The organism is Nocardiopsis moroccensis, from assembly GCF_055763695.1.
Window position 1 is genome coordinate 5,652,696 of sequence record NZ_CP199747.1, and the last position, 26,620, is coordinate 5,679,315.

39 protein-coding genes are annotated in these 26,620 nt (G+C 67.1%); 38 read left to right on the plus strand and 1 reads right to left on the minus strand.

Annotation, left to right across the window (positions count from 1 at the left end):
• The first annotated feature begins 14 nt into the window (after nucleotides 1-14).
• The 34 genes from fusA to truA all read left to right on the plus strand — a co-directional run bounded on the left by fusA (nucleotide 15) and on the right by truA (nucleotide 21,557).
• The gene (gene fusA / locus ACUKCB_RS25010; RefSeq protein WP_473038025.1) at nucleotides 15-2,126 is read left to right on the plus strand and encodes an elongation factor G; all 2,112 of its coding nucleotides are present in this window, start codon (nucleotides 15-17) and stop codon (nucleotides 2,124-2,126) included.
• 81 nt (nucleotides 2,127-2,207) lie between these two features.
• Entirely contained in the window at nucleotides 2,208-3,401 is a 1,194-nt protein-coding gene (gene tuf, locus ACUKCB_RS25015) for an elongation factor Tu (RefSeq protein ID WP_473038027.1), read from the plus strand.
• Nucleotides 3,402-3,660: 259 nt separating this feature from the next.
• Entirely contained in the window at nucleotides 3,661-3,969 is a 309-nt protein-coding gene (gene rpsJ / locus ACUKCB_RS25020) for a 30S ribosomal protein S10 (protein ID WP_013156110.1), read from the plus strand.
• 12 nt (nucleotides 3,970-3,981) lie between these two features.
• Entirely contained in the window at nucleotides 3,982-4,632 is a 651-nt protein-coding gene (gene rplC, locus ACUKCB_RS25025; RefSeq protein ID WP_191266660.1) for a 50S ribosomal protein L3, read from the plus strand.
• Nucleotides 4,633-4,635: 3 nt separating this feature from the next.
• Nucleotides 4,636-5,307, plus strand: coding sequence for a 50S ribosomal protein L4 (gene rplD, locus ACUKCB_RS25030; RefSeq protein WP_191266658.1), 672 nt, complete (start codon nucleotides 4,636-4,638; stop codon nucleotides 5,305-5,307).
• Entirely contained in the window at nucleotides 5,304-5,594 is a 291-nt protein-coding gene (gene rplW, locus ACUKCB_RS25035) for a 50S ribosomal protein L23 (RefSeq protein ID WP_017543005.1), read from the plus strand. The genes rplD and rplW overlap by 4 nt, the downstream gene beginning before the upstream one ends.
• Nucleotides 5,595-5,652: 58 nt before the next feature.
• A complete protein-coding gene (rplB, locus tag ACUKCB_RS25040; protein ID WP_473038028.1) occupies nucleotides 5,653-6,492 on the plus strand; it encodes a 50S ribosomal protein L2 in 840 nt (279 codons plus the stop codon).
• Between the two features lie 12 nt (nucleotides 6,493-6,504).
• Complete coding sequence (gene rpsS, locus ACUKCB_RS25045; protein ID WP_053616300.1) at nucleotides 6,505-6,783, plus strand: 30S ribosomal protein S19; 279 nt, start codon at nucleotides 6,505-6,507, stop codon at nucleotides 6,781-6,783.
• A 74-nt stretch (nucleotides 6,784-6,857) separates the two neighbouring features.
• Nucleotides 6,858-7,226, plus strand: a complete 369-nt coding sequence (gene rplV, locus ACUKCB_RS25050) for a 50S ribosomal protein L22 (RefSeq protein ID WP_191268019.1) — start codon at nucleotides 6,858-6,860, stop codon at nucleotides 7,224-7,226.
• Nucleotides 7,226-8,014, plus strand: a complete 789-nt coding sequence (gene rpsC, locus ACUKCB_RS25055; RefSeq protein ID WP_191266653.1) for a 30S ribosomal protein S3 — start codon at nucleotides 7,226-7,228, stop codon at nucleotides 8,012-8,014. Before rplV ends, rpsC begins: the two co-directional genes overlap by 1 nt.
• A gap of 3 nt (nucleotides 8,015-8,017) precedes the next feature.
• Nucleotides 8,018-8,434: a 50S ribosomal protein L16 gene (rplP, locus tag ACUKCB_RS25060; RefSeq protein WP_191266649.1), complete on the plus strand. Its 417-nt coding sequence runs from the start codon at nucleotides 8,018-8,020 to the stop codon at nucleotides 8,432-8,434.
• Complete coding sequence (gene rpmC, locus ACUKCB_RS25065) at nucleotides 8,434-8,688, plus strand: 50S ribosomal protein L29 (protein WP_017542999.1); 255 nt, start codon at nucleotides 8,434-8,436, stop codon at nucleotides 8,686-8,688. Before rplP ends, rpmC begins: the two co-directional genes overlap by 1 nt.
• Nucleotides 8,685-8,957, plus strand: coding sequence for a 30S ribosomal protein S17 (gene rpsQ, locus ACUKCB_RS25070; RefSeq protein ID WP_017542998.1), 273 nt, complete (start codon nucleotides 8,685-8,687; stop codon nucleotides 8,955-8,957). The genes rpmC and rpsQ overlap by 4 nt, the downstream gene beginning before the upstream one ends.
• A 104-nt stretch (nucleotides 8,958-9,061) precedes the next feature.
• Entirely contained in the window at nucleotides 9,062-9,430 is a 369-nt protein-coding gene (gene rplN / locus ACUKCB_RS25075; protein WP_017573367.1) for a 50S ribosomal protein L14, read from the plus strand.
• Between the two features lie 3 nt (nucleotides 9,431-9,433).
• Nucleotides 9,434-9,739: a 50S ribosomal protein L24 gene (gene rplX, locus ACUKCB_RS25080; protein WP_191266637.1), complete on the plus strand. Its 306-nt coding sequence runs from the start codon at nucleotides 9,434-9,436 to the stop codon at nucleotides 9,737-9,739.
• Nucleotides 9,739-10,314: a 50S ribosomal protein L5 gene (gene rplE / locus ACUKCB_RS25085; protein WP_191266634.1), complete on the plus strand. Its 576-nt coding sequence runs from the start codon at nucleotides 9,739-9,741 to the stop codon at nucleotides 10,312-10,314. The genes rplX and rplE overlap by 1 nt, the downstream gene beginning before the upstream one ends.
• 13 nt (nucleotides 10,315-10,327) lie before the next feature.
• Nucleotides 10,328-10,513 (plus strand): type Z 30S ribosomal protein S14, encoded by a 186-nt coding sequence (locus ACUKCB_RS25090; protein ID WP_017573364.1) that lies wholly within the window; start codon nucleotides 10,328-10,330, stop codon nucleotides 10,511-10,513.
• A gap of 269 nt (nucleotides 10,514-10,782) precedes the next feature.
• A complete protein-coding gene (gene rpsH / locus ACUKCB_RS25095) occupies nucleotides 10,783-11,181 on the plus strand; it encodes a 30S ribosomal protein S8 (RefSeq protein WP_191266632.1) in 399 nt (132 codons plus the stop codon).
• A 17-nt stretch (nucleotides 11,182-11,198) separates the two neighbouring features.
• The gene (gene rplF, locus ACUKCB_RS25100; protein ID WP_452542721.1) at nucleotides 11,199-11,735 is read left to right on the plus strand and encodes a 50S ribosomal protein L6; all 537 of its coding nucleotides are present in this window, start codon (nucleotides 11,199-11,201) and stop codon (nucleotides 11,733-11,735) included.
• Nucleotides 11,736-11,737: 2 nt separating this feature from the next.
• Nucleotides 11,738-12,118 (plus strand): 50S ribosomal protein L18, encoded by a 381-nt coding sequence (gene rplR / locus ACUKCB_RS25105; protein ID WP_191266627.1) that lies wholly within the window; start codon nucleotides 11,738-11,740, stop codon nucleotides 12,116-12,118.
• A gap of 51 nt (nucleotides 12,119-12,169) precedes the next feature.
• On the plus strand, nucleotides 12,170-12,772 hold the full coding sequence (gene rpsE, locus ACUKCB_RS25110; RefSeq protein ID WP_191266623.1) for a 30S ribosomal protein S5: 603 nt from the start codon (nucleotides 12,170-12,172) through the stop codon (nucleotides 12,770-12,772).
• A gap of 2 nt (nucleotides 12,773-12,774) precedes the next feature.
• Nucleotides 12,775-12,960: a 50S ribosomal protein L30 gene (gene rpmD, locus ACUKCB_RS25115; RefSeq protein ID WP_017542991.1), complete on the plus strand. Its 186-nt coding sequence runs from the start codon at nucleotides 12,775-12,777 to the stop codon at nucleotides 12,958-12,960.
• Entirely contained in the window at nucleotides 12,957-13,421 is a 465-nt protein-coding gene (gene rplO / locus ACUKCB_RS25120; RefSeq protein WP_473038029.1) for a 50S ribosomal protein L15, read from the plus strand. The genes rpmD and rplO overlap by 4 nt, the downstream gene beginning before the upstream one ends.
• Before the next feature lie 281 nt (nucleotides 13,422-13,702).
• Nucleotides 13,703-15,016 (plus strand): preprotein translocase subunit SecY, encoded by a 1,314-nt coding sequence (gene secY / locus ACUKCB_RS25125; protein ID WP_473038030.1) that lies wholly within the window; start codon nucleotides 13,703-13,705, stop codon nucleotides 15,014-15,016.
• Nucleotides 15,017-15,676 carry an adenylate kinase gene (locus tag ACUKCB_RS25130; protein WP_473038031.1) on the plus strand — a complete coding sequence of 220 codons (660 nt, stop codon included), beginning with the start codon at nucleotides 15,017-15,019 and terminating at the stop codon, nucleotides 15,674-15,676.
• Nucleotides 15,676-16,500, plus strand: coding sequence for a type I methionyl aminopeptidase (map, locus tag ACUKCB_RS25135; RefSeq protein ID WP_452542726.1), 825 nt, complete (start codon nucleotides 15,676-15,678; stop codon nucleotides 16,498-16,500). Before ACUKCB_RS25130 ends, map begins: the two co-directional genes overlap by 1 nt.
• Nucleotides 16,501-16,584: 84 nt before the next feature.
• Nucleotides 16,585-17,028 carry a DUF1707 domain-containing protein gene (locus ACUKCB_RS25140; RefSeq protein WP_473038032.1) on the plus strand — a complete coding sequence of 148 codons (444 nt, stop codon included), beginning with the start codon at nucleotides 16,585-16,587 and terminating at the stop codon, nucleotides 17,026-17,028.
• 362 nt (nucleotides 17,029-17,390) lie between these two features.
• Nucleotides 17,391-17,612 carry a translation initiation factor IF-1 gene (infA, locus tag ACUKCB_RS25145; RefSeq protein WP_017578623.1) on the plus strand — a complete coding sequence of 74 codons (222 nt, stop codon included), beginning with the start codon at nucleotides 17,391-17,393 and terminating at the stop codon, nucleotides 17,610-17,612.
• A gap of 54 nt (nucleotides 17,613-17,666) precedes the next feature.
• Nucleotides 17,667-17,780 carry a 50S ribosomal protein L36 gene (gene rpmJ / locus ACUKCB_RS25150; RefSeq protein ID WP_013156136.1) on the plus strand — a complete coding sequence of 38 codons (114 nt, stop codon included), beginning with the start codon at nucleotides 17,667-17,669 and terminating at the stop codon, nucleotides 17,778-17,780.
• Nucleotides 17,781-17,999: 219 nt separating this feature from the next.
• Nucleotides 18,000-18,380: a 30S ribosomal protein S13 gene (gene rpsM / locus ACUKCB_RS25155; protein WP_191266592.1), complete on the plus strand. Its 381-nt coding sequence runs from the start codon at nucleotides 18,000-18,002 to the stop codon at nucleotides 18,378-18,380.
• 69 nt (nucleotides 18,381-18,449) lie between these two features.
• Nucleotides 18,450-18,854 (plus strand): 30S ribosomal protein S11, encoded by a 405-nt coding sequence (gene rpsK / locus ACUKCB_RS25160; protein WP_191266590.1) that lies wholly within the window; start codon nucleotides 18,450-18,452, stop codon nucleotides 18,852-18,854.
• Nucleotides 18,855-19,033: 179 nt separating this feature from the next.
• A complete protein-coding gene (locus tag ACUKCB_RS25165; protein WP_191266579.1) occupies nucleotides 19,034-20,056 on the plus strand; it encodes a DNA-directed RNA polymerase subunit alpha in 1,023 nt (340 codons plus the stop codon).
• A gap of 65 nt (nucleotides 20,057-20,121) precedes the next feature.
• Nucleotides 20,122-20,592 carry a 50S ribosomal protein L17 gene (gene rplQ / locus ACUKCB_RS25170; protein WP_191266575.1) on the plus strand — a complete coding sequence of 157 codons (471 nt, stop codon included), beginning with the start codon at nucleotides 20,122-20,124 and terminating at the stop codon, nucleotides 20,590-20,592.
• 119 nt (nucleotides 20,593-20,711) lie between these two features.
• Nucleotides 20,712-21,557 carry a tRNA pseudouridine(38-40) synthase TruA gene (truA, locus tag ACUKCB_RS25175; RefSeq protein WP_473038034.1) on the plus strand — a complete coding sequence of 282 codons (846 nt, stop codon included), beginning with the start codon at nucleotides 20,712-20,714 and terminating at the stop codon, nucleotides 21,555-21,557.
• Nucleotides 21,558-21,684: 127 nt separating this feature from the next.
• Here the strand turns inward: truA and ACUKCB_RS25180 are convergent, their stop codons facing one another.
• Nucleotides 21,685-22,773 carry a hypothetical protein gene (locus ACUKCB_RS25180; protein WP_473038035.1) on the minus strand — a complete coding sequence of 363 codons (1,089 nt, stop codon included), beginning with the start codon at nucleotides 22,771-22,773 and terminating at the stop codon, nucleotides 21,685-21,687.
• Nucleotides 22,774-23,010: 237 nt separating this feature from the next.
• On the opposite strand from ACUKCB_RS25180, the gene ACUKCB_RS25185 reads away from it, so the two are divergent.
• From ACUKCB_RS25185 to glmM, 4 genes are all read left to right on the plus strand, one after another.
• Nucleotides 23,011-23,460 (plus strand): hypothetical protein, encoded by a 450-nt coding sequence (locus ACUKCB_RS25185; protein ID WP_473038037.1) that lies wholly within the window; start codon nucleotides 23,011-23,013, stop codon nucleotides 23,458-23,460.
• 565 nt (nucleotides 23,461-24,025) lie between these two features.
• Nucleotides 24,026-24,475 (plus strand): 50S ribosomal protein L13, encoded by a 450-nt coding sequence (gene rplM, locus ACUKCB_RS25190; RefSeq protein WP_191266568.1) that lies wholly within the window; start codon nucleotides 24,026-24,028, stop codon nucleotides 24,473-24,475.
• Between the two features lie 37 nt (nucleotides 24,476-24,512).
• Nucleotides 24,513-25,022, plus strand: coding sequence for a 30S ribosomal protein S9 (gene rpsI, locus ACUKCB_RS25195; protein ID WP_191266566.1), 510 nt, complete (start codon nucleotides 24,513-24,515; stop codon nucleotides 25,020-25,022).
• A 164-nt stretch (nucleotides 25,023-25,186) separates the two neighbouring features.
• Nucleotides 25,187-26,524: a phosphoglucosamine mutase gene (glmM, locus tag ACUKCB_RS25200; protein ID WP_473038038.1), complete on the plus strand. Its 1,338-nt coding sequence runs from the start codon at nucleotides 25,187-25,189 to the stop codon at nucleotides 26,522-26,524.
• Nucleotides 26,525-26,620: the final 96 nt, after the last annotated feature.

Genomic DNA, 26,620 nt, shown 5'->3' on the forward strand with positions numbered 1-26,620 from the left:
GGAAGACGAGCCTCATGGCTAAGACTTTGCTTGACCTGGCCAAGGTCCGCAACATCGGCATCATGGCCCACATCGACGCGGGCAAAACCACGACGACCGAGCGGATCCTCTACTACACCGGTGTGACCCACAAGGTGGGCGAGGTCCACGATGGCGCTGCCACCATGGACTGGATGAAGGAGGAGCAGGAGCGGGGTATCACCATTACCTCGGCTGCTACCACCACCCACTGGGACGACTACACCATCAACATCATCGACACGCCTGGCCACGTCGACTTCACGGTCGAGGTCGAGCGGTCGCTGCGTGTGCTCGACGGTGCCGTCGCGGTGTTCGACGCCAAGGAAGGCGTCGAACCCCAGTCGGAGCAGGTCTGGCGCCAGGCCGACCGTTACAAGGTCCCCCGGATCTGCTTCGTCAACAAGATGGACAAGATCGGCGCGGAGTTCCAGCGCTGTGTCGACATGTTCCGTGAGCGCCTCGGCGCGAACGCCATGCCGATCCAGCTGAACATCGGCGCCGAGAGCGACTTCCAGGGCGTCATCGACCTCGTGAAGATGAAGGCCTACGTCTGGAACGACGAGGCCAAGCTCGGCGAGATGTACGACACGGTCGACATCCCCGAGACCCACACGGACGCCGCCCGCGAGGCCCGCGACTCCTTCATCGAGACGCTGGCCGAGGCCGACGACGAGATCATGGAGCTGTACCTGGAGGGCCAGGAGCCCACCGAGGAGCAGCTGGTGACCGCGATCCGTCGCGCCACCATCGCCGGCACCGCCGTCCCCGTGGTCTGCGGCACCGCCTTCAAGAACAAGGGCGTCCAGCCCCTGCTCGACGCGGTCACCGCCTACCTCCCCTCGCCCCTGGACGTGGACGCCATCGAGGGCCACGACCCCAAGGACGAGAGCGAGGAGACCAAGCTCGAGCGCAAGCCGAGCGTGGACGAGCCGATGTCCGCACTGGTCTTCAAGATCATGAGCGACCCGCACCTGGGCAAGCTCACCTACGTGCGCATCTACTCGGGTGTCCTCACCGCCGGTACCCAGGTTCTGAACAGCCTGAAGGGCCGCAAGGAGCGCATCGGCAAGATCTACCGCATGCACTCCAACAAGCGTGAGGAGATCCCCGAGGCGGGCGCGGGCGACATCGTCGCGGTCATGGGCCTGAAGGACACCACGACCGGTGAGACGCTCTGCGAGCAGGGCTCGCCGATCGTCCTGGAGTCCATGACCTTCCCGGCTCCGGTCATCGAGGTGGCCATCGAGCCCAAGACCAAGAGCGACCAGGAGAAGCTGGGCATCGCGATCCAGCGTCTGGCCGACGAGGACCCCTCCTTCCAGGTGGCCTCGGACGAGCAGACCGGCCAGACCGTGATCTCCGGCATGGGTGAGCTGCACCTCGAGGTGCTGGTCAACCGCATGCGCGACGAGTTCAAGGTCGAGGCGAACATCGGTAAGCCCCAGGTGGCCTACCGCGAGACCATTCGCAAGAAGGTCGAAGGCCACGTCTACACCCACAAGAAGCAGACCGGTGGGTCGGGCCAGTTCGCCAAGGTCAAGATCGACCTCGAGCCGCTCGTGGCCGAAGAGGGCGACGCGTCGGGTTACGAGTTCGTCAACTCCGTCACCGGTGGCCGCATCCCGCGGGAGTACATCCCGTCGGTCGACGCGGGCTGCCAGGAGGCCGCTGAGCTGGGTGTGCTCGCGCACTACCCGCTCGTCGGCATCAAGGTGACGCTGCAGGACGGCCAGTACCACGACGTCGACTCCTCCGAGATGGCGTTCAAGACCGCTGGTTCGATGGCCTTCAAGGAGGCCGTCAGGCTCGCGAAGCCTGCGCTGCTCGAGCCGGTCATGGCCGTCGAGGTCACCACGCCCGAGGAGTACATGGGTGACGTCATCGGTGACCTGAACTCCCGCCGTGGACAGATCCAGTCCATGGACGAGCGTTCCGGTGTCCGGCTCGTCAAGGCCCAGGTGCCCCTTTCGGAAATGTTCGGCTACGTGGGTGACCTGCGCAGCCGTACGCAGGGTCGAGCCAACTACTCGATGGTGTTCGACTCCTACGCGGAGGTTCCGTCCGCTGTCGCCCAAGAAATTGTGGCGAAGGTTCGCGGCGAATAGTCGCGAACACGTAACCAGGCTGTTCCCGCAACCGCGGGTTGGACCACAGTCAGATAGTTCTGTACGTCTAGGAGACTTCCAGTGGCGAAGGAAAAGTTCGAGCGGACTAAGCCGCACGTCAACATCGGCACCATCGGTCACATTGACCACGGCAAGACCACGCTGACCGCAGCCATCACCAAGGTGCTGCACGACGCGTACCCGGAGCTGAACCCGTTCACCCCGTTCGAGGACATCGACAACGCTCCTGAGGAGCGCGAGCGCGGTATCACCATCTCCGTCGCCCACGTCGAGTACCAGACGACCGAGCGTCACTACGCTCACGTCGACTGCCCCGGCCACGCGGACTACGTGAAGAACATGATCACGGGTGCCGCGCAGATGGACGGCGCGATCCTGGTCGTGGCCGCCACCGACGGCCCGATGCCGCAGACCAAGGAGCACGTGCTCCTGGCCCGCCAGGTCGGCGTCCCCGCCATCGTCGTCGCCCTGAACAAGGCCGACATGGTGGACGACGAGGAGATCTTCGAGCTCGTCGAGCTCGAGGTCCGTGAGCTGCTCAGCGAGTACGAGTTCCCCGGCGACGACGTTCCCGTCACCAAGGTCTCGGCTCTGAAGGCGCTCGAGGGCGACGCCGAGTGGGGCAAGGCCGTCCTGGAGCTCATGGGCACGGTCGACAGCTTCATTCCGGAGCCCGAGCGTGACACCGACAAGCCCTTCCTGATGCCGATCGAGGACGTCTTCTCGATCACCGGTCGCGGCACCGTCGTCACCGGTCGTATCGAGCGCGGTATCGTCAACGTCAACGAGACCGTTGACATCGTCGGTATCAAGGAAGACAAGCAGACCACCACCGTCACCGGTGTTGAGATGTTCCGCAAGCTGCTCGACCAGGGCCAGGCCGGCGACAACGTCGGTCTGCTCCTGCGCGGCATCAAGCGCGAGGACGTCGAGCGCGGCCAGGTCGTGATCAAGCCCGGCACGACCACCCCGCACACCGAGTTCGAGGGCCAGGTCGTCATCCTGTCCAAGGACGAGGGTGGCCGCCACACGCCGTTCTTCAACAACTACCGCCCGCAGTTCTACTTCCGCACCACCGACGTCACCGGCGTCGTGACGCTGCCGGAGGGCACCGAGATGGTCATGCCCGGTGACAACACCGAGATGTCCGTCGTGCTGATCCAGCCGGTCGCGATGGAAGAGGGCCTGAAGTTCGCCATCCGTGAGGGTGGCCGGACCGTGGGCGCGGGTCGCGTCACGAAGATCATCAAGTAGCACACACGTTGGGGTGGCCCCCTGAGGAGCCGCCCCGACGTGGTGGGTGGGCCGCCTCACCGCGGCCCACCCACCACACTGACAAGACGTCATCGGGCTCTGTGACGGTGACGCACCGCAGGGGCAAGCCCTGTTGCGGTTTCTCAAGGGAATAGGGGCTCACGGCCGAACACGCCGGCGGATTCGCCGACGGGCCTGGGCGTCTGTGACCGGGACAGCTCACCGTTACGGACACTGAAGCGAAGGACGAACAGGCCACATGGCGGGACAAAAGATCCGCATTCGGCTAAAGGCCTATGACCACGAGGTCATCGACAGCTCGGCGCGCAAGATCGTTGAGACTGTGACGCGAACTGGCGCACAGGTCGCGGGCCCGGTGCCGCTGCCGACGGAGAAGAACGTTTACTGCGTCATCCGATCGCCGCACAAGTACAAGGACTCGCGCGAGCACTTCGAGATGCGCACCCACAAGCGGCTGATCGACATCATCGACCCCACACCGAAGACGGTCGACTCGCTTATGCGTCTCGACCTGCCGGCTGGCGTTGACATCGAGATCAAGCTTTAAGGACGCACAGACATGGCCACCAAGCAGATCAAGGGAGTTCTGGGCGAAAAGCTCGGCATGACCCAGGTCTTCGACGACGCCGGCAAGATGGTGCCGGTAACCGTCCTGAAGGCCGGTCCGTGCGTCGTGAGCCGCATCCGGACTCCGGACACCGATGGCTACTCCGCCATCCAGCTCGGCTACGGGCAGATCAACCCGCGCAAGGTCAACAAGCCTCTCGGCGACTACCTTCGCGCGAACGACCTGACCCCGCGCCGTCACTACGTCGAGGTGCGCACCACCGACGCCTCCGAGTACCAGCTCGGCCAGGAGGTCGACGCCGCCTCGTTCGAGATCGGCCAGAAGGTCGACATCACGGGCAAGAGCAAGGGCAAGGGCTTCGCCGGTGTGATGAAGCGCCACGGTTTCCGTGGTCTCTCCGCCACGCACGGCACCCAGCGCAAGCACCGCTCGCCCGGTTCCATCGGCGGCTGCGCCACTCCCGGCCGCGTTTTCAAGGGCATGCGGATGGCCGGGCGCATGGGCAACGTGCGCAAGACCATCCAGAACCTGACCGTCCACTCCGTGGACGCGGAGAAGGGCCTCATCCTGGTCAAGGGTGCTGTGCCCGGTCCCAACGGCGGTCTGGTGCTCGTCCGCACCGCTGTGAAGGGGGACAAGTAAGCCATGGCCCAGATCGAGGTCAAGAACCCTGAAGGCGGTTCCAAGGGCAGCGTGGAGCTTCCCGAGTCCGTCTTCGCCCAGCAGGTCAGCATTCCGCTGATCCACCAGGTCGTGAACGGCCAGCTGGCTGCCGGTCGGCAGGGCACCCACGCCACCAAGACCCGCGGCGACGTCCGCGGCGGTGGCAAGAAGCCCTACCGCCAGAAGGGAACCGGTCGCGCCCGTCAGGGCTCGATCCGCGCCCCGCAGTACACCGGTGGTGGCACCGTTCACGGTCCCCAGCCGCGTGACTACAGCCAGCGGACCCCGAAGAAGATGAAGGCCGCCGCCCTGCGCGGTGCCCTCTCCGACCGGGCCAACCACGGCCGTATCCACGTCGTCAGCCAGTTCGTGGCCGAGGACGCGGACGCCAAGCTCACGCAGAACGCTCTGAAGGCGCTGCGCCAGGTCACCGAGTCCGACAAGGTTCTCGTCGTCCTGGCCCGCGAGGACGAGCACAACCGGCGCGCCCTGCGCAACCTCGAAGAGGTGCACATCCTCGACGCGGACCAGGTGAACACCTACGACGTCCTGTACGCGGACGACGTGGTCTTCACCGAGGCGGGCTACGCCGAGTTCCTGGCCCACGCGGCCGGTACCTCGAAGGCCGCTGAGTCCGAGGAGGACGACCAGTGAGGATCGCCGACCACCGGGACATCATCGTCGAGCCGGTGATCTCCGAGAAGAGCTACGGGCTCATGGACGAGAACAAGTACACGTTCATCGTTCGCCCCGACGCCAACAAGACCCAGATCAAGATCGCGATCGAGAAGATCTTCGAGGTGAAGGTCACGAACGTGAACACGATCAACCGGAAGGGTAAGCGCAAGCGGACCCGTTTCGGTTTCGGGAAGCGTCCCGACACCAAGCGCGCGATCGTCAGCGTGGCCGACGGCCAGCGGATCGACATCTTCGGTGTCTGACCTTCTCAGGGTCTGACCGCTACACACCAAGCAATACGTAAAGGAATGCGCGAAGAAGATGGGCATTCGTAAGTACAAGCCGACGACGCCGGGTCGTCGCGGCTCCAGCGTGAGCGACTTCGTCGAAATCACGCGCTCGGAGCCGGAGAAGTCCCTGGTTCGTCCGCTTCACTCCAAGGGCGGTCGTAACGGCCACGGCCGGATCACCGCTCGTCACCAGGGTGGTGGCCACAAGCGCGCCTACCGCGTGATCGACTTCCGTCGTCACGACAAGGACGGCGTGCCGGCCAAGGTCGCTCACATCGAGTACGACCCCAACCGCACTGCTCGCATTGCCCTGCTGCACTACGTGGACGGTGAGAAGCGCTACATTCTGGCGCCCGCCGGCCTCAAGCAGGGTGACAAGGTCGAGAACGGCCCCCAGTCCGACATCAAGCCGGGCAACTGCCTCCCGCTGCGCAACATCCCCACGGGTACGTTCGTGCACGCGGTCGAGCTGAAGCCGGGTGGCGGTGCCAAGCTGGGCCGTTCCGCGGGGTCGCAGATCCAGCTCCTCGCCAAGGAGGGCGGCTACGCCACGTTGCGTATGCCCTCCGGTGAGATGCGCATGGTCGAGATCTCCTGCCGCGCCACGGTTGGCCAGGTCGGCAACGCCGAGCAGTCCAACATCAACTGGGGCAAGGCCGGCCGCTCGCGGTGGAAGGGCAAGCGCCCGACCGTCCGTGGTGTGGTCATGAACCCGGTCGACCACCCGCACGGTGGTGGTGAGGGCAAGACCTCCGGTGGTCGTCACCCGGTCAGCCCCTGGGGCAAGAAGGAAGGCCGGACCCGGACCAAGAACAAGGCCAGCGACAAGCTGATCGTGCGGCGTCGGCGTAGCGGTAAGAAGAAGCGGTAAGGAGCACGTCTGATGCCACGTAGCCTTAAGAAGGGTCCCTTCGTCGACGACCACCTCATCAAGAAGGTGGAAGTCCAGAACGAGAAGGGGACCAAGAACGTCATCAAGACGTGGTCCCGGCGGTCCATGATCGTCCCGGAGATGATCGGTCACACGATCGCCGTCCACGACGGACGCAAGCACGTTCCGGTGTTCGTGTCGGAGTCGATGGTCGGCCACAAGCTCGGTGAGTTCGCTCCCACGCGTACTTTCCGTAGCCACGTCAAGGAAGACCGCCGTAGCCGCCGTTAGCGGTTGCAGCAGTTGTAAGAACCATTTTCTCCACGGTGAGTGGGGAATGAATTTCCGTGAGCGAGGGAAAAGCGATGGGAACGAGGGCACAGGCGCGGTTCGTCCGCGTTACGCCCCGGAAGGCTCGCCGGGTGGCGGACCTTATTCGCGGGTTGCCCGCTGACGAGGCACAGGCGGTGCTCCGGTTCGCGCCCCAGTCGGCTAGCGAGCCTGTTGGCAAGGTGCTGGCAAGCGCCATCGCCAACGCTGAGCACAACGACAAGCTGGACCGCGAGACCCTGGTGGTCGAGCGCGTGTGGGTGGACGAGGGTCCGACCCTGAAGCGCATTCGCCCCCGAGGCTTCGGCCGGGCTTTCCGGGTCACGAAGCGTACGAGCCACATCACCGTGGTCGTCGCTGAGAACTCGGGCGCCTCGTCCAAGACGAAGGAAAGGACCCGATAGTGGGGCAGAAGGTAAACCCGCACGGGTTCCGCCTCGGCATCACCACCGACTTCAAGAGCCGCTGGTACGCCGACAAGTCTTACAAGGACTACGTCAAGGAAGACGTCGCGATCCGTCGGATGCTGACCCGTGGCATGGAGCGCGCGGGCATCTCCAAGGTCGAGATCGAGCGCACCCGTGACCGTGTCCGCGTGGACGTCTACACCGCCCGGCCGGGCATCGTCATCGGCCGCCGCGGCGTCGAGGCCGACCGGATCCGTACGGACCTGGAGAAGCTCACCGGCAAGCAGGTGCAGCTGAACGTCTTCGAGGTGAAGAACCCCGAGATCGACGCGCAGCTCGTCGCCCAGGGCGTCGCTGAGCAGCTGAGCAGCCGCGTGGCCTTCCGCCGCGCGATGCGCAAGGCCATGCAGAGCGCGATGAAGAGCGGTGCCAAGGGCATCCGGATCCAGTGCGGTGGCCGCCTGGGTGGGGCTGAGATGTCCCGCTCGGAGTTCTACCGCGAGGGCCGGGTCCCGCTGCACACGCTGCGCGCCGACATCGACTACGGCTTCTTCGAGGCCCGGACGACGTTCGGTCGCATCGGCGTCAAGGTGTGGATCTACAAGGGCGACGCCCCTGTGACCCGCGCCGAGCGCGAGGCGGCCCAGGCCGCCCAGCGCACCGCCGGCGGCGGCCAGCGTCGTGAGCGTCCGCAGCGTCGTCGCCGTGGCGGCGCCGCTGGTGGCCCGAACACCGAGGCCAAGGCTGGTGCTTCGGCCGAGGCCCCGAAGACCGAGGGGAGCTGACCCGTGCTTATTCCTCGTAAGGTCAAGTACCGCAAGCAGCACCACCCGGACCTGCGCGGCAAGGCCAAGGGTGGCACGTCGATCAACTTCGGCGAGTACGGCATCCAGGCTCTGGAGTCGGCCTACGTGACGAACCGTCAGATCGAGTCCGCTCGTATCGCCATGACGCGTCACATCAAGCGTGGCGGCAAGGTGTGGATCAACATCTTCCCGGACCGTCCGCTGACGAAGAAGCCCGCCGAGGTCCGTATGGGTTCCGGTAAGGGTTCGCCCGAGTGGTGGGTCGCGCCGGTCAAGCCCGGGCGTGTGATGTTCGAGCTGTCGGGCGTGCCCGAGGCCGTGGCCAAGGAGGCCCTGCGCCGTGCGATGCACAAGCTCCCGATGAAGTGCAAGTTTGTTAAGCGGGAGGTGTGGGAGTAGTGGCAAAGTCCGTGACTGCCCACGAGCTGCGCGACCAGTCCGTCGAGGACCTGGTCACTAAGCTCAAGGAAGCCAAGGAAGAGCTCTTCAACCTCCGCTTCCAGGCCGCCACCGGTCAGCTCGACAACCACAGCCGTCTGCGCACTGTCAAGCGCGAGATCGCGCGGATCTACACGGTCCTGCGCGAGCACGAGCTGGGCATCGTCCCGCTGTCTGGTGAGTCGGCTGAGGAGACGAAGGAAGCAGCCGAATGAGTGAGAACCAGACCGCGACGCGCAACTACCGCAAGGTGCGCGAGGGCTACGTCGTCAGCGACAAGATGGACAAGACCGTCGTTGTCGAGGTTGAGGACCGCGTCAAGCACGCCCTGTACGGCAAGGTCATCCGTAGGACGACCAAGTACAAGGCCCATGACGAGGCGAACTCCGCTGGCGTCGGCGACCGGGTCCGCATGATGGAGACCCGGCCGCTCTCCGCGACGAAGCGTTGGCGCGTCGTGGAGATCCTGGAGAAGGCTAAGTAACCCCAGCCTGTCGGCGGCCGACACACGTTGTCGGCCGCCGACGCGAGGGGTGAGACCACCTAGCCGTGCGGCAGTGGACCGCACGCATCACATCAGGAGCAGACGTGATTCAGCAGGAGTCGCGACTCAAGGTCGCCGACAACACGGGTGCCAAGGAGATCCTTACCATCCGTGTTCTCGGTGGCTCGGGTCGGCGCTACGCCGGGATCGGCGACACTATCGTCGCCACGGTGAAGGACGCCCTGCCTGGCGCTGGAGTCAAGAAGGGCGACGTCGTCAAGGCCGTTGTCGTGCGCACCGCTAAGGAGCGCCGCCGGCCCGACGGCTCCTACATCCGCTTCGATGAGAACGCTGCCGTGCTCATCAAGGACGGTGGGGACCCGCGAGGCACCCGCATCTTCGGCCCGGTCGGCCGTGAGCTGCGTGACAAGAAGTACATGCGCATCATTTCGCTGGCGCCGGAGGTGCTCTAAGCGATGAAGATCAAATCTGGCGACGAGGTCATCGTTCTCGCCGGCAAGGACAAGGGTGCCACCGGCAAGGTCGTCAAGGCCATGCCGAAGGACGACCGTGTCATCGTCGAGGGCGTCAACCTGGTCAAGAAGCACAGGAAGGCCAACCCGGCGGGCGGCCAGCAGGGCGAGGTCGTCACCAAGGAGGCCCCCATCCACGTGAGCAACGTTGCGCTCGCGGAGGACGGTAAGGCCGCTCGGGTCGGCTACCGCTTCGAGGAAGACGGAACCAAGGTTCGGGTCTCCCGCCGCACCGGTAAGGACATCTGATGACGGTTACCAACGACATCACCGCACCTCCGATGCCGCGGCTCAAGGAGAAGTACCGCAACGAGATCGCTGCGGGCCTCAAGGACGAGTTCGACATCGCCAACGTCATGCAGATCCCCGGTCTCACGAAGATCGTGGTCAACATGGGCGTGGGCGAGGCGGCTCGTGACGCGAAGCTGATCCAGGGCGCGATCGCCGACCTGTCGGCGATCACCGGCCAGAAGCCGAAGATCAACCGGGCCAAGAACTCCATCGCGCAGTTCAAGCTGCGCGAGGGACAGCCGATCGGCGCCAGCGTCACGCTGCGCGGCGACCGGATGTGGGAGTTCCTCGACCGGATGCTCTCGCTGGCCCTGCCCCGGATTCGGGACTTCCGTGGCCTTTCCCCGAAGCAGTTCGACGGGAACGGCAACTACACGTTCGGTCTGACCGAACAGGTCATGTTCCACGAGATCGACCCGGACAAGGTCGACCGTCAGCGTGGGATGGACATCACGGTTGTCACGACGGCGACCAGCGACGAACAAGGCCGCAGCCTGCTCAAGCGGCTCGGTTTCCCGTTCAAGGAAGCCTGAGGGGTTACCACAGATGGCTAAGAAGTCCCTGATTGCGAAGGCGCAGCGGAAGCCGAAGTTCGGCGTTCGTGCGTATACTCGATGCTCGCGGTGCGGCCGTCCGCGTGCCGTCTTCCGGAAGTTCGGCCTGTGCCGTATCTGCTTCCGCGAGATGGCGCACCGGGGCGAGCTGCCCGGCATCACCAAGTCGAGCTGGTAGTTCCCGGCGGGGCCGACCCTGCGCACAGCGCGGTCGGCCCCCCGAGCCACCACCTGCTTGGTAGCTCATAGCAGTGTCCGCCGCCGCCACCGGGCGGTGCGCGGTCCAGCAACATCCAACCATCAGGGCACGGCAGTCCCGAGAGGGACCGCGGTGCCCACGACCACGCCGAAGGTCCGTTTGTGCACTCCCGGGGGGCAACCCTTCAGGGAGGCAGGCTCTGGGAAAGCCCGCACTCGGAAACCGCGGTGAGGAAGGGCCAGCCGGCCATGACGATGACCGACCCGATCGCAGACATGCTGACGCGTCTGCGTAACGCGAATTCGGCGTACCACGACACCGTGACGATGCCGTATTCCAAGATCAAGGCGCACATCGCCGAGATCCTCCAGCAGGAGGGTTTCATTCAGGGATGGCGGACCGAGGAGGCCCCTGTGGGCCAGAACCTCGTCCTGGACCTGAAGTACGGCCCCACCCGAGAGCGTTCCATCGCGGGCATCCGCCGGGTTTCCAAGCCCGGTCTGCGGGTGTACGCGAAGAAGGAGAACCTCCCGCGCGTGCTGGGTGGCCTCGGTGTGGCGATCATTTCGACGTCCGGTGGCCTGATGACTGACAAGCAGGCCAAGAAGCGTGGCGTGGGCGGCGAAGTCCTCGCTTACGTCTGGTAATAGGGAGAGACTGAAGCATGTCGCGAATCGGTCGACTGCCGCTCTCGGTCCCCAAGGGCGTCGAAGTCACGATTAACGGGCAAGACGTCACTGTCAAGGGGCCGAAGGGCGAACTGAAGCACACGATCGCCGAGCCGATCACCGCCTCCTTCGAGGACGGCATCGTCACGGTGGTGCGTCCCGACGACAAGCCGGAGAACCGGTCGCTGCACGGGCTGACCCGCGCACTGATCGCGAACCTCGTCGAGGGTGTCTCCAAGGGTTACGCCAAGACGCTGGAGATCCACGGTGTGGGTTACCGCGTCCAGGCCCGCGGCTCCAACCTGGAGTTCTCGCTGGGCTACAGCCACCCGGTCGTCGTGGAACCCCCGCAGGGCATCACCTTCCGCGTGGAGAAGCCGACCCTCCTCCACGTCGAGGGCATCGACAAGCAGCTGGTGGGCCAGGTCGCCGCGAACATCCGCGGTCTGCGCAAGCCTGACCCGTACAAGGCCAAGGGCGTGCGGTACAAGGGTGAGCACATCCGCCGCAAGGCCGGAAAGGCTGGTAAGTAGGCATGGGCATCACCGTGAGCCGCAAGCGCACCGCGAAGGCCACCACCGCTCGTAAGCGCCGCCAGTTCCGCGTGCGCAAGAGGGTCGTGGGCACCGCCGAGCGTCCCCGCCTGGCTGTGTTCCGCTCCTCCAAGCACATCGTCGCGCAGGTGATCGACGACACGAGGGGTCACACCCTGGTCGCCGCCTCCAGCGTTGAGACCGACGTGCGTGGCGCCGAGGGCACCAAGTCCGACAAGTCCGTCAAGGTCGGTGAGCTCGTCGCGCAGCGCGCGAAGGACGCCGGTATCACCGCGGTCGTTTTCGACCGTGGCGGTAACCGCTACGCCGGTCGTATCGCCAAGCTCGCCGACGCGGCGCGCGAGGGCGGTCTGGAGTTCTAGTTCGATGACCTCTGTACTGGCGAAGAACAACCACGAGAAGAGGAACCACTGATGGCTGCAGCACCGCGGCGCGGCGCCGGTGGCGAGCGGCGTGATCGCCGTGACGATCGCCGCGGCGGCGCCGCAGACAAGGGTGTCTCCTACATCGAGAAGGTCGTGACCATCAACCGGGTCGCGAAGGTCGTCAAGGGCGGCCGTCGCTTCTCCTTCACCGCGCTCGTCGTCGTCGGAGACGGCAACGGCATGGTGGGTGTCGGTTACGGCAAGGCCAAGGAAGTTCCGGCCGCGATCGCCAAGGGTGTCGAGGAGGCGAAGAAGAACTTCTTCCGCGTCCCCCGCATCCAGGGCACGATCACGCACCGGGTCCAGGGCGAGGAAGCCGCCGGCGTCGTCCTGCTCCGTCCGGCCGCTCCGGGTACCGGTGTTATCGCCGGTGGTCCCGTGCGCGCCGTCCTGGAGTGCGCCGGCATTCACGACATCCTGAGCAAGTCGCTCGGTTCGTCCAACCCGCTGAACATCGTGCACGCCACGGTGGCGGCGCTCAAGGGCCTCAACCAGCCTGAGGAGATCGCGGCCCGCCGTGGTCTGCCGATCGAGGATGTGGCCCCGGCTGCCATGCTGCGCGCTCGCTCTGAGGCGAAGGCAGGAGCCTGATCATGGCCAAGATCAAGATCACGCAGACCCGTTCCAAGATCGGCGGCAAGGTGAAGCAGCACGCTGCTCTCCAGTCGCTGGGCCTGGGCCGGATCGGTAAGTCCACCGTCCGTGAGGACCGCCCTGAGGTTCGCGGGCAGATCACGATCGTCTCGCACCTCGTCACTGTCGAGGAGGTCGCAGAATGAGCGACTACAACCCCGACGAGCTGCTCAAGCTGCACCACCTGCGTCCCGCCCCGGGTGCCAACAAGGCCAAGATCCGCAAGGGTCGCGGCGAGGCTTCCAAGGGCAAGACGGCTGGTCGCGGCACCAAGGGCACGAAGGCTCGTAACACCGTTCGGCCCGGTTTCGAGGGTGGGCAGATGCCCCTCATCCGCCGGATCCCGAAGCTCAAGGGCTTCAGCAACGCCCGGTTCAAGAGGACCTACCAGGTCGTCAACCTGGACCGGCTGAGCGAGCTCTACCCCGAGGGTGGCGAGGTCACCGTCGAGGGCCTGGTCGCCAAGGGCGCGGTTCGCAAGAACCAGCCCGTCAAGGTGCTGGGCACGGGTGAGATCACCGTCGCCGTGCAGGTGAGCGCGAACGCGTTCTCCGGCTCGGCGAAGGAGAAGATCACCGCCGCCGGCGGCACTGTCACCGAGCTGTAGGGTTTTCCCTACGATGCGCACTGGGGGCGCCCGCCCAGTAGGTCCGAGAAGGGCCTGCTGGCGGGCGCCCTTATGTGTTGTGAGTGTTGATCGTTATGCCTCACGAACCCCTTCGTCGGGTGATGACTGTTACAGTGCCATCTGTTTGAGCTCCCCGCTTGACGTAATGTGAGTACTTCCGAGCACCGGGCGACAGGCCCGGTGCTGACGTTCTACGACGATTCAGGATCGGCCGCGATGTCTGGAACCCGTTCCGCCGCCGAAGCCGCGCAGGAGGAGACGTGCTAGGTGCGTTCGTTCGTGCATTCCGCACGCCCGACCTGCGCAATAAGCTGCTGTTCACACTGTTCATCCTGACGATCTTCCGGCTGGGTTCGGTGATTCCCGCTCCGGGCATCGACTCGGCGGCGATCCGGGACCAGATGGAGTTCATCACCGCGCAGGACCAATCCGGTGTCTACGCCCTGGTGAACCTGTTCAGCGGCGGCGCGCTGCTGCAACTTGCGGTGTTCGCGCTCGGGGTCATGCCGTACATCACCGCGAGCATCATCATCAACCTGCTCACGGTGGTGATCCCCCGTCTGGAGGCCCTCAAGAAGGAGGGCCAGGCCGGACAGAGCAAGATCACCCAATACACCCGCTATCTGACTCTCATGCTCGCCGTGCTCCAGGCCACCTCGATCGTGGCCATGGCCCGCACCGGCGCCCTCTTCCAGAACTCGATCTCCCCGTCGACGTACATGCCCAACCAGGACATCATCACCATGGTGACGATCGTCTTCGTGATGACCGCGGGTACCGCGATCATCATGTGGATGGGTGAGCTGATCACCGAGCGCGGTGTCGGCAACGGTATGTCCCTGCTGATCTTCACCCAGGTCATCGCGATGTTCCCCGCCTCGATCATGGGGATGTACGAGGAGCGGTCGATCTGGATCTTCATCATCATCTGCATCGCCGGTCTGGCCCTGATCACCGCCGTGGTGTTCATGGAGCAGGCCCAGCGCCGCATCCCGGTCCAGTACGCGAAGCGAATGGTCGGCCGCCGTATGTACGGCGGCAGCTCGACCTACATCCCCCTGAAGGTCAACCAGGCGGGCATCATCCCCGTGATCTTCGCCTCCTCGCTGCTGTACCTCCCGCAGTTGGTCGTCGGTCTGATCGGCCAGGACTCCACCCACCCGGTGGCCCAGTTCTTCCAGACCTACTTCCTCACGGGCACCCACCCCATCTACATGGCGACCTTCTTCGTCATGATCATCGGGTTCGCGTTCTTCTATGTGGCGATTACCTTCAACCCCACTGAGGTCGCCGACAACATGAAGAAGTACGGTGGGTTCATCCCGGGTATCCGACCAGGGCGTCCGACCGCCGAGTACCTCGACTACGTCTTGACTCGACTGACGACCCCCGGCTCTCTGTACCTGGGTGTGATCGCTCTCCTGCCCATGGTTGCTCTCGGTGCCACCGGCGCCGACATGAACTTCCCCTTCGGCGGGACGAGCATCCTGATCATGGTGGGTGTCGGGCTGGACACGGTGAAGCAGATCGAGAGTCACCTCCAGCAGAGGAACTACGAAGGTTTTCTGCGATAAATGCGTGCAGTATTGGTGGGGCCGCCTGGGGCCGGTAAGGGCACCCAGGCCCAGATCCTCGCGGAAGAGCTGTCGGTACCGAAGGTGTCCACGGGTGACATCTTCCGGGCCAACGTCAGCGGTGGTACGGAACTCGGCAAGAAGGCCAAGGAGTTCATGGACCGTGGCGACCTCGTCCCCGACGAGGTCACGAACGCCATGGTCAAGGACCGACTGGCCCAGGACGACGCGGCGGAGGGCTTCCTCCTCGACGGTTTCCCCCGCAACGTCCCCCAGGCGCAGACCCTCAAGGGGATGCTCTCCGACCTGGGCAGCGGCCTGGACGTCGTCCTGGAGTTGAGGGTCGACGAGGAAGAGGTCGTCAAGCGCCTCTCGGGGCGCCGTTCCTGCCCCGAGTGCGGCCGGGTGTACCACGTCGAGTACGACGCCCCGCGCAGCGAGGGCAAGTGCGACAACGAGGGCGCCGAGCTGTACCAGCGCGAGGACGATCGCGAGGAGACCATCAGGCACCGCCTGAAGGTCTACCGTGAGCAGACCGCGCCGCTGGTGGAGTTCTACGCCGGGGAAGGCCTGCTGGCCACCATCGCCGCCACGGGACCCGTGGCGGAGGTGACGGCCCGCGCGAAGGCCGCCATCGCCGAGAAGCGGTCGGCGGCCTGATGTTTCGAAAGGCGGATCCGGGCGTGCAGATCAAGACGCCGGAGCAGATCGCCAAGATGAGGGCGGCGGGCCAGGTCGTGGCCCGCGCCCTGGACACCCTCCGGGCCGCGGTGCGGCCCGGAGTGTCCACCCTCGAACTGGACGCGGTCGCGGAGAAGGTCATCCGGGACGCCGGGGCCGTCCCCTCCTTCAAGGGCTACCACGGCTTCCCCGGTTCGATCTGCGCCTCGGTGAACGAGGAGGTCGTGCACGGTATCCCGAGTGCCGAGCGCACCCTGGCCGAGGGTGACATCATCTCCGTCGACTGCGGTGCCATCCTCGACGGCTGGCACGGCGACTCCGCGGTCACCATCGCGGTCGGCGAGGGCCGCCCCGAGGACCTCGCGATGATGGACGTGTGCGAGGAGTCCATGTGGCAGGGGATCGCGCAGATGCGCCCGGGCATGCGCCTGGGGGACATCGGCCACGCGATCGGCGGCCACATCCGCGCCAACGGTGACTACGGCAACGTACGCGAGTACGGCGGCCACGGCATCGGGACCGAGATGCACATGGACCCGCACGTGCTGAACTACGGCAAGAAGGGCCGCGGCATGCGGCTGGTCGAGGGCATGTGCCTGGCGATCGAGCCGATGACCACGCTCGGCGGGCACGATGTGGTGGAGCTCGACGACGGCTGGACCGTCGTCACCCGGGACGGCGGCCGCGCCGCCCACTTCGAGCACACCGTCGCGATCACCGCGGACGGCCCGATGGTGCTGACCGCGCGCGAGTCGAACCGCGATAAAATATCCCGTATGGGGTTCGTCCAACCGACCTGGTGACGGCGGGCCCGTCTCCCGGCCCCTCCGGTGACCGGGCGGGGCGGGGATGCGACCACTCACGGCTGTAGAGGCGAGGTGTGCGCAGTGTCCGATCCGGCGCCGTCGATGCGTTCGTCCGACTCCGAACGCGACCGTGTCGCGCAGTTGCTCCAGGAGCACTTCGCGCAGGGCCGGCTCGACCACGAGGAGTTCACCGAACGCCTCGGCGAGGTCTACCGCGCCAGGACCGTGGACGAGCTGGCGAGGGTCACCACCGACCTCCCCGAACGGGACCTGGCCGACATCGGCCGGGTCGCCGTCTCCGACAGCTCGGTGCCGCCCCTGCGGATGCGCGACCCGGCACTCATGGTTCCGTGGGTCCTCTACGGGGGCGTGAACATCCTGTGCTTCTCCATCTGGCTGATCCTCTACTTCACGACCGGTGCCGACTACCCCTGGTTCCTGTGGGTGCTCGGCCCCTGGGGGATCCTGATGTCGGTGGTCACCTTCGGTGTGCTCGCCGCCCAGCGCGGGCAGGGCGAGAGCTGAGGGAACGGCACGCCCCGCACCCGTGTTGTATGGTGAGGCCCCGACGGGGTCAGCGGGGAGGTCGCCGTCCGGTCAGGCCCGAGCCGCGGACGGTGTAGGCTGCTGCGTCCTCCGGTTAGGAGTACTTGTCCGAAGGGGATAGACTGACACTGCCCATACGCGGGCTGTTGGGTCAGTCTGCCTTCTTTGTGCCACGTCATTCCACAGGCGTACGCTCTCTTGCAGTTGGCCCGAGCTTCCAGTGTGTTTCGGCTTTGGCGATCCGGTCCACCGCGATCGCCGGAGCCTTCGTGTCATGCGAGGCCACTGGGGTCGCGTCGGGTTGTCATGATCAACCAATTGATGAGCGAGGCGTGGAGGACATGGCGAAGAAAGACGGCGCCATCGAGATCGAGGGTTCCGTTGTCGAGTCGCTACCCAACGCTATGTTCAAGGTAGAGCTCGACAACAAGCACACGGTCCTTGCCCACATCAGCGGCAAGATGCGGATGAACTACATCCGTATTCTCCCCGACGACCGGGTCGTCGTGGAGCTGAGCCCGTACGACCTCACGCGCGGGCGCATCGTTTACCGCTACAAGTAGCCCGTCAGGGGCCGCACGGCCCAAGACTGGTGATGTGATGAGTTCGGAGTCACCATGAAGGTCAAGCCGAGCGTGAAGAAGATCTGCGCGAAGTGCCGCGTGATCCGTCGTAACGGACGGATCATGGTCATTTGCTCGGACCCGCGCCACAAGCAGCGCCAGGGTTAGTCACCCCGGTCCGCTCGCCGCGGCTTCCGCACAGCGAGGACCCGGCAGGGGAGTATCTCCCCGCCGGGCAAGTGAAACAACGAAAACCTGTTCCGATCTCCCGCCGTCGAGGACGCGCGGGGGAGAACCCCCGGTCGGAGGCCGGGGCCTCGTCGATTGGGCGACGAGAGGATGGAACGGGTCAGACCTCCGCACATGCATGGATGGAGTCTCGCCCACATGGCACGTATTGCCGGCGTTGACCTCCCCCGCGACAAGCGGGTGGAGATCGCTCTCACTTACGTTTTCGGGGTTGGCCGTACCCGCGCCCTCGAAACGCTGAAGAACACCGGTGTCGACGGGAACACCCGCGTCTACCAGATGTCCGAAGAGGACCTGGTCAAGCTGCGCGAGTGGATCGACGCCAACTACCAGGTCGAGGGTGACCTGCGACGCGAGGTCCAGGCCGACATCCGTCGCAAGATGGAGATCGGGAGCTACCAGGGCATCCGCCACCGTCGTGGCCTCCCGGTCCGTGGTCAGCGCACGCAGACCAACGCCCGTACCCGCAAGGGCAAGAAGAAGACCGTGGCCGGCAAGAAGAAGGCCGGCAAGAAGTAGTCCGACTCGGACCTGTCAACCGCGTCCGAGAAGACACACACGGACCGATGATCTCTGGGAGTTTCGCTCATGCCGCCTAAGGGCCGTCAGGGTGCCGCGCGCAAGGTGCGCCGCAAGGAAAAGAAGAACATTGCCCACGGGCACGCTCACATCAAGAGCACGTTCAACAACACGGTTGTGAGCATCACCGACCCCACCGGTGCGGTGATCGCTTGGGCCAGTTCGGGACAGGTCGGCTTCAAGGGGTCGCGTAAGTCCACCCCGTACGCCGCGCAGATGGCCGCCGAGGCCGCTGCCCGTCGCGCCCAGGAGCACGGCGTCCGCAAGGTCGACGTCTTCGTGAAGGGTCCGGGTTCGGGTCGGGAGACCGCCATCCGTTCGCTCCAGGCGACCGGCCTCGAGGTGGGTTCCATCCAGGACGTCACCCCGGTTCCGCACAACGGCTGCCGCCCGCCGAAGCGCCGCCGCGTCTGATCGGCACCGGCGTCCGCGCCTCCTACCGCGCGGGCGCCCCGTTGGTGCGCCCGCCGCGGCCCCGGATGGGGGCCGCGCGGGCAGGGTAGGAATCCGAGTAGAGGGCACCACCGCTCCGGGGGTGCCCATCCGGTGGCCGTCATATAGCGGACGGCCATGTGGAAGGGAAAACACGGACCATGTTGATCGCACAGCGTCCCACGCTCGCCGAGGAAGTCGTCTCGGACCTGCGCTCGAGGTTTGTCATCGAGCCGCTGGAGCCGGGCTTCGGTTACACCATCGGTAACTCGCTTCGGCGTACCCTGCTGTCCTCCATCCCCGGTGCGGCTGTGACCAGCATCCGCATCGAGGGCGTCGAGCACGAGTTCACCACCGTGCCCGGTGTCAAGGAGGACGTCACCGAGATGATCCTCAACCTCAAGGGCCTGGTCGTCAGCTCCGAGCACGACGAGCCGGTTCTGATGTACCTGCGCAAGCAGGGCCCCGGCGTGGTGACCGCCGCGGACATCGCTCCGCCGGCGGGTGTCGAGGTGCACAACCCCGACCTGCACCTCGCCACGCTGAACGGTAAGGGCAAGCTGGAGATGGAGCTGACGGTCGAGCGCGGCCGCGGTTACGTCTCCGCGACGCAGAACAAGCAGCAGGGCCAGGAGATCGGTCGGATCCCGATCGACTCCATCTACTCGCCGGTGCTGCGTGTGACCTACAAGGTCGAGGCCACCCGAGTCGAGCAGCGCACCGACTTCGACCGCCTGATCGTCGACATCGAGACCAAGCCGGCCATCCGTCCCCGTGACGCCGTGGCCAGCGCGGGCAAGACCCTGGTCGAGCTGTTCGGTCTGGCGCGTGAGCTCAACGTCGACGCCGAGGGCATCGACATGGGCCCGTCGCCCACGGACGCCGCTCTCGCGGCGGACCTGGCGCTGCCGATCGAGGACCTCAACCTCACGGTCCGGTCCTACAACTGCCTCAAGCGGGAGGGCATCCACAGCGTTGGTGAGCTGGTTGCCCGCTCCGAGCAGGACCTGTTGGACATCCGCAACTTCGGTGCCAAGTCCATCGATGAGGTCAAGCAGAAGCTCATCGACATGGGCCTGTCCCTGAAGGACTCCCCGCCCGGATTCGACCCCAGCACTGCGGCCGACTCCTACGGCTCCGAGGACGACGAGGGTGACTCCTTCGTCGAGACGGAGCAGTACTGACCTTCGTCGCCCAATGGTCCCCGGCCGAGTGCGGCCGTGGACCGCATCACTAGGAGAACGACACCATGCCCACGCCTACCAAGGGCGCCCGTCTGGGTTCCGGGCCCGCTCACGAGCGGCACATCCTGGCGAACCTTGCCACCTCGCTGTTCCAGCACGGCCGCATCCGCACCACGGAGGCCAAGGCCAAGCGCCTGCGTCCGTACGCCGAGAAGCTCATCACCCTCGGCAAGCGCGGTGACCTGCACGCCCGCCGCCAGGTCCTGACCAAGATCACGGACAAGGCCGTCGTGCACGAGCTCTTCACCGAGATCGGCCCGCGCTTCGAGAACCGCCCCGGTGGTTACACCCGTATCACCAAGATCGGTCCGCGCAAGGGCGACAACGCCCCGATGGCGGTCATCGAGCTGGTTGAGGCGCTGAGCGCCCCCGCCGCCCCGGCGTCCGCTCCCGTCGAGGAGCCCGCCGAGGCCAAGGCCGAGGACACCGCCGCGGAGGCCCCCGAGGCCACCGAGGAGAGCTCTGAGAGCAAGTAGGGCTGACGTGCCGGGCTCCGGCCCGCACGACACGCTCGACGAGTGCCCGACCCCCGCGGGGGTCGGGCACTTTCCTTTTCCCGGGGCCTGCGGCACCCGGCTACCTGATCGGGGTGGGGATGGACGAGAACGACACGACCGTCCGGCTGCGGCTGGACATCGCCTACGACGGCACCGACTTCTCGGGTTGGGCCGCCCAGCCGACCCGGCGCACCGTGCAGGGGGAGCTGGAGGCGGCCCTGGCGAAGGTGCTCCGGTTGCCGGAGGCCTCGGTGACGTGCGCCGGGCGCACGGACGCGGGGGTGCACGCTCGTGGCCAGGTGGCCCAGGTGGACGTTCCGGTCGCCGCCTGGGAGAGCGAGGGTGAGCGGATCCTGCGCAGGCTCGCCGGGGTGCTTCCGAAGGACGTCCGGGTGAGCGCCGTCCGAGTCGCGCCCGCGGGGTTCGACGCGCGTTTCTCCCCGCTGTTCCGCCGTTACGTGTACCGGGTCAGCGACGCTCCCTACGGGGTGGACCCGCTGCGTCGCAGGGACGTGCTGTGGCACCGGCACCCGGTGGACGTGGGCCGGATGAACGAGGCCGCCGCACTGCTGGTCGGCGAGCACGACTTCGCGGCCTTCTGTAAGAAGCGCGAGGGCGCCACGACCATCCGGGAGCTGTTGCGCCTGGAGTGGGTGCGCGAGGACGAACACCTGATCGCCGGGACGATCCAGGCCGACGCGTTCTGCCACAACATGGTGCGCGCGCTCGTGGGGGCCCTCCTGGCGGTGGGCGACGGGCGCAGGGACGTCGAGTGGCCCGGCCGGGTCCTGGGCACCGCTGTACGCGACTCCTCGGTGCACGTGGTCGGCCCTCAGGGGCTGAGCCTCGAGGAGGTGCGCTACCCGCCCGACGAGGAACTGGCGGAGCGCGCCGTCCGCACCCGGCGGGTGCGTGAGCTGCCGTGCAGGGGGCACTCGGGGTGAGGCGCACGGGGCCGGGGCGCGGGGTGCGCCCACAGGCCCCACGGGGCCGGGCGGAGCCCGACTGCGAGCGGCGCCGGTTCCGGGCCACGATCAGTGGCCCGGAACCGGCGCCGCCGCCGTGCGCGGGTCAGGCGCGGTCCTCGGCGAGCGCCTCGTGGGCTGTTTCGATGAAGCCCTCACCGATGTCGCGCAGTTCGGTGGCCCCGGCCCCCTCCCCGTCGGAGTCGTCGTCGCTGCCGTCGCTGTTCGCGGACAGGGAGAAGAGGAGGTAGCGGCCCCACTGGCCGCTGCTGCCGTGTCCGCCCGAGTAGCCCAGACGTTCGGCGGGGGAGCCCTCCTCACCGGGCAGCCCGGCGAACCACTGGGCGCCGACCAGGTCCTGCGCGCCCAGGGCCGTCTCGGCCTCGGCGTCGCTGGGCATGGCCGCGATCCCGACGGTGACGGCGTGGTTCTGGTCCTCGCTCAGGTAGGAGGCCCGCACCAGCTGGCGGCAGTCGTTGTCGGTGAGGACCTGACCGTAGTCGCCGTGGGTACCGGTGGCGCAGTCCTCGCTGTCGTCGACGGCCACGCGGCTGAACGTGCCCTGGCCGTCGATCTCCAATTCGGCGGGGAACAGCGTGTCCGGGGTGAGGGCCCTCTGGTCGCTGCCCTCGTCGGCGACGGTGACGGCGTTGGTTCCGCCGGAGCCGAAGCCGCCGCTGGCGAAGTAGAAGGCCCCGCCGCCGGCCACCACGAGCAGGGCGACGAAGCCCGCGCCCATGAGGAGTCCGCGCCGGTTCGAGGGGCGCTGCGGGTACTGGTCGTCGTAATCGTCGTAGTCGTCGTAGTCCTGGACGCCCTGGACGTCGAACTGCGCGGTGTCGGCCCCGGCGTCCTCGGGGACCTCGTCCCGGTACAGCGGTCGGTCACCGGCGGCTGCGCCGGGGCCGGGGACCGCGTTCAGGTTCTGGGTCGCGCCCATGGCGTCCACGGGGAAGACGGGCTCGTCCTCGGGCCGGGGTGGCGCGGGGGGTGGCTGGTAGCCCTGGGGAGCCGGGGGCGGGGGTGTGCCGGGACCACTGTTCGGCGGCATGGCGGGGGCGCCGGTCGGGGGCAGACCGGGTGCGCCCTGGCCGCCGTGGGGCGGGACGGCGGGGGCACCGGGCGGGAGGGTGTTCGGCCGGCCGGGCCCCTGGTGGTGCATCGGGGGCTGACCGCCGGTGGGCACGCCCTGCATCGGGCCGGGGGGACCCTGGGGCGTCCCGAGCGGGCCCTGGGCCGGACCGGGCGTCCCCTGGGGGTGACCGGAAGGCGCCTGGGGCGGACGGCCCTGCATGTGCGGCGGCAGCGGAGCGCTCTGCGGCCCGGTCCCCGGTACGCCGGGGGGAGGGGCCTGGCCGGGGTCGGGGCGACCCGGGCCGGGAGGGGCCGGGTGGGGGCCGCCCTGGGGGTAGTTCGGCCCACTCTGGGTGACATGTCCCATTCCGGGGCGGCCGCCGGTCGGTCCGCCGGGCAGGGGCCCGCCCTGCCCGGGGCCGTTGGGCGGCAGCGGAGCGCGCGGGCCGCTGGGGGCGGCGTGCGGTGGAAGCTGCGGTCCGCTCTGCGGAGCCGGTGGGACCTGCGGTCCGCTCTGCGGGCCGGGGGGGATCTGGTGGCGGGGTGCCTGGGGGTGCTGCCCCTGCGGGGGGAAGCCCTGGGGGGACTGCGGGCCGCTCGGGTACTGCGGCGGCTGCGGGCCCGAGGGGCCACCGGCGGGCGCGCCGTACGGTCGCTGCGGGTCCGGTGTGGGATGCTGGCCCTCAGGCTGTGGGGGCGAACCGAGCAGGTCCTGGCCGTCACCGGCCCCCGGCTGGAGAGGTCGTCCGTCTGGGCCGTACTGGGGCTGGTTCGGATGGGTACTGATAGGAGTCTCCGAAGGCTCTGAGGGTGGGACTGGACCGCGGCTCGCCGGGCCCGTGGCCTGGTCCGCGCTGTGGCGTCCGTGCTGGTTCGGCGCGTTCGGTCGACCGTGACGGGCGTCTCCAAGGTTCACGTCTTCGCCCGTGGTGCCGGGCGGAGACCGGCCTTTCGGTGCAAGGGTAACCAACGCGCGGGCGGGAGCAGGACGAAGCACTCCTGACAACGGGCATAATAAAAGGCGGAGAGGTCACGGATGTGAACCCGTCCCGGCGCTTTCCCGCCAGGCGATCCCATCGGTCGGCCCGGCGCTCGCTTTGACCTGCGTTAGGGTGGACGGGTAGGATATTTCGTCGTTGTGCGTTGAGTTGCCGTGGGCCCCAAACTCCCGAAGCTGGGTGCCGATCCACGCACCATCGTCTGCGCACTCACGACCGGGTCGTCCTGATTGGACATGGGACATCCGGCCAAAGTAACAGCCCCGCACCCGCGGGGTCTGTTCCCGGCCCCGCACCCGTTGGGGTGTTCCGTAATACGAGTCCACCATCCCGTTCGGGATGGGGCAGCCGACTGAAGAGCGAAGGCAAACGATCGTGCGCACATACAGCCCCAAACCAAGCGATGTCCAGCGTCAGTGGCACGTTGTCGACGCTACCGACCTTGTGCTCGGGCGTATGGCGAGCCAGGTTGCCACGCTGCTTCGGGGCAAGCACAAGCCCTACTACGCGCCCCACATCGACACCGGCGACTTCGTGATCGTCGTGAACGCCGACAAGGTCGCGCTGACCGGTAAGAAGCTGGAGCAGAAGCGCGCCTACCGGCACTCCGGTTACCCCGGCGGCCTGCGTTCGATCGCGTACGCCGACCTGCTGGAGAAGAACCCCGAGCGGGCCATCGAGAAGGCCATCAAGGGGATGCTGCCCAACGGCTCCCTCGGCCGTCAGATGGCCAAGAAGCTCAAGGTGTACGCCGGCGCGGAGCACCCGCACCAGGCCCAGCAGCCGGTTCCGTTCGAAATCACCAAGATCGAGCAGCCCGCCTAGGCGTTCGCAGACTTTTACAGGAAGCACGAGGATAACCGTGGTCGAGCCCACCGGCATCGAGAACGTCGAGCAGGAAATCGCCGACAACCCGGAGGAGTTCCCCTCCGAGTTCACCAGCGAGTCGGAAGAGACGACCGCCGCCTACGTCCCCACCGCGTCCGGCCCCAGCGCCGGTACCGGTCGTCGTAAGCAGGCCGTCGCCCGCGTTCGCATCGCCCCTGGTTCCGGCGAGTGGAAGATCAACGGCAAGCCGCTTGATGCCTACTTCCCGGACAAGGTCCACCAGCAGACCGTCAACGACCCCTTCGTCTCCCTCGGGTTCGATGGCGCCTACGACGTCTTCGCCCGTCTGGACGGCGGCGGCACCAGCGGTCAGGCCGGCGCCCTGCGTCACGGCATCGCCCGGGCCCTGGCGTCCCTGGACGCCGAGAACAACCGCCCGACCCTGAAGAAGGCCGGTTTCCTCACCCGTGACGACCGTGAGGTCGAGCGGAAGAAGGCCGGTCTCAAGAAGGCGCGCAAGGCCCCGCAGTTCTCCAAGCGTTAATGCTCATGCGCCGGCACCTGCTCGGCTGAGCTTTGGCCCGTACGTCGCCCCTGATATCCGGGGCGGCGTACGGGCCTTCGTTTTTTCCGGTGGCTTTCTCCGCCACGCTGAACTTTCCCGGCGCCGGGGTCATCCGGCGCCGCTTCTGAAAGGGGTTGTCGCCTGTGGCTCAGCTGTTCGGAACAGACGGCGTCCGTGGTCTCGCGGGACGCGACCTGACCGCTGCACTCACCCTGGAACTGTCCATCGCCGGGGCGCGGGTCCTGGCCGGGACGGAGGGGAACCGCCGACCGCGCGCGGTCGTGGGCCGCGACCCCCGCGCGTCCGGGGAGTTCCTGGAGGCCGCGGTCGTCGCCGGTCTGGCCAGTACCGGTGTGGACGTCGTGAAGGTCGGGGTGCTTCCGACCCCGGCCGTCGCCTACCTGACCGGGGCGCTGGAAGCCGACTTCGGTGTGATGCTCTCCGCGAGCCACAACCCGGCCCCGGACAACGGGATCAAGTTCTTCGCCAAGGGCGGCCAGAAGCTGGAGGACGCCCTGGAGGAGGAGATCGAGGGCATGCTCGGCGTCCCCTCGACCCCTGCCGTGGGCGACGCGGTCGGCCGAGTCACCGAGTCCCGCGACGGAGCCGAGCTGTACACCCGGCACGTCCTGGACTCCCTTCCGCACAGCCTCAAGGGGCTCAAGGTCGTGATGGACTGCGCCCACGGCTCGGCCAGCACCGTCGCTCCCGAGGCGCTGCGCCGGGCGGGCGCCGAGGTCATCGCGATCGGGGACCGGCCCGACGGGTACAACATCAACCAGGGCTGCGGCTCGACGAACCTGGCGGCCCTGCAGGAGGCGGTGCGCCTGCACGGTGCCGACGCCGGTATCGCCAACGACGGCGACGCCGACCGCTGCCTGGCGGTGGACGCCGACGGTGACGTCGTGGACGGCGACCAGATCCTCGCGATCCTGGCGACCGAGGCCAAGGAGGCCGGCAGGCTCGCCGAGGACACCCTCGTGGTGACGGTCATGTCCAACCTGGGGTTGAAACTGGCGATGGCCCGTGAGGGCATCACCGTGGTGGAGACCGCGGTCGGCGACCGGTACGTGCTGGAGGAGATGAAGCGCGGCGGGTTCGGCCTGGGCGGCGAGCAGTCCGGCCACGTGATCCTGCTCGACCACGCCACCACCGGGGACGGTCTGCTGACCGGTCTGCACCTGCTGTCCGCCATGGCCCACCACAAGCAGGGCCTGGCCGAACTGGCCAAGGTGATGACCCGGCTTCCGCAGATCCTCATCAACGTTCCCGACGTCGACAGGGACCGCGCCGCCGAGTCCGAGGAACTGGCCGAGGCGGTCCGTGCCGCCGAGGCCGAGCTGGGCGAGACCGGCCGGGTGCTGATCCGGCCCAGCGGGACCGAACCGAAGGTCCGGGTCATGGTGGAGGCCCCCGAACAGGAGCAGGCCGCCGCCGTGGCCGAGCGCCTGGCCGGGGTGGTGCGTTCCGCCCTCGGCTAGGGTTCCTTCCGGCCTGTCCTCCTCCGGGGGACTTTTCCGGTTTTCGCGCGCATCCGGGCACAGAGCGGCCCGGGTGCGCGTTCTCGTGTGTACGCG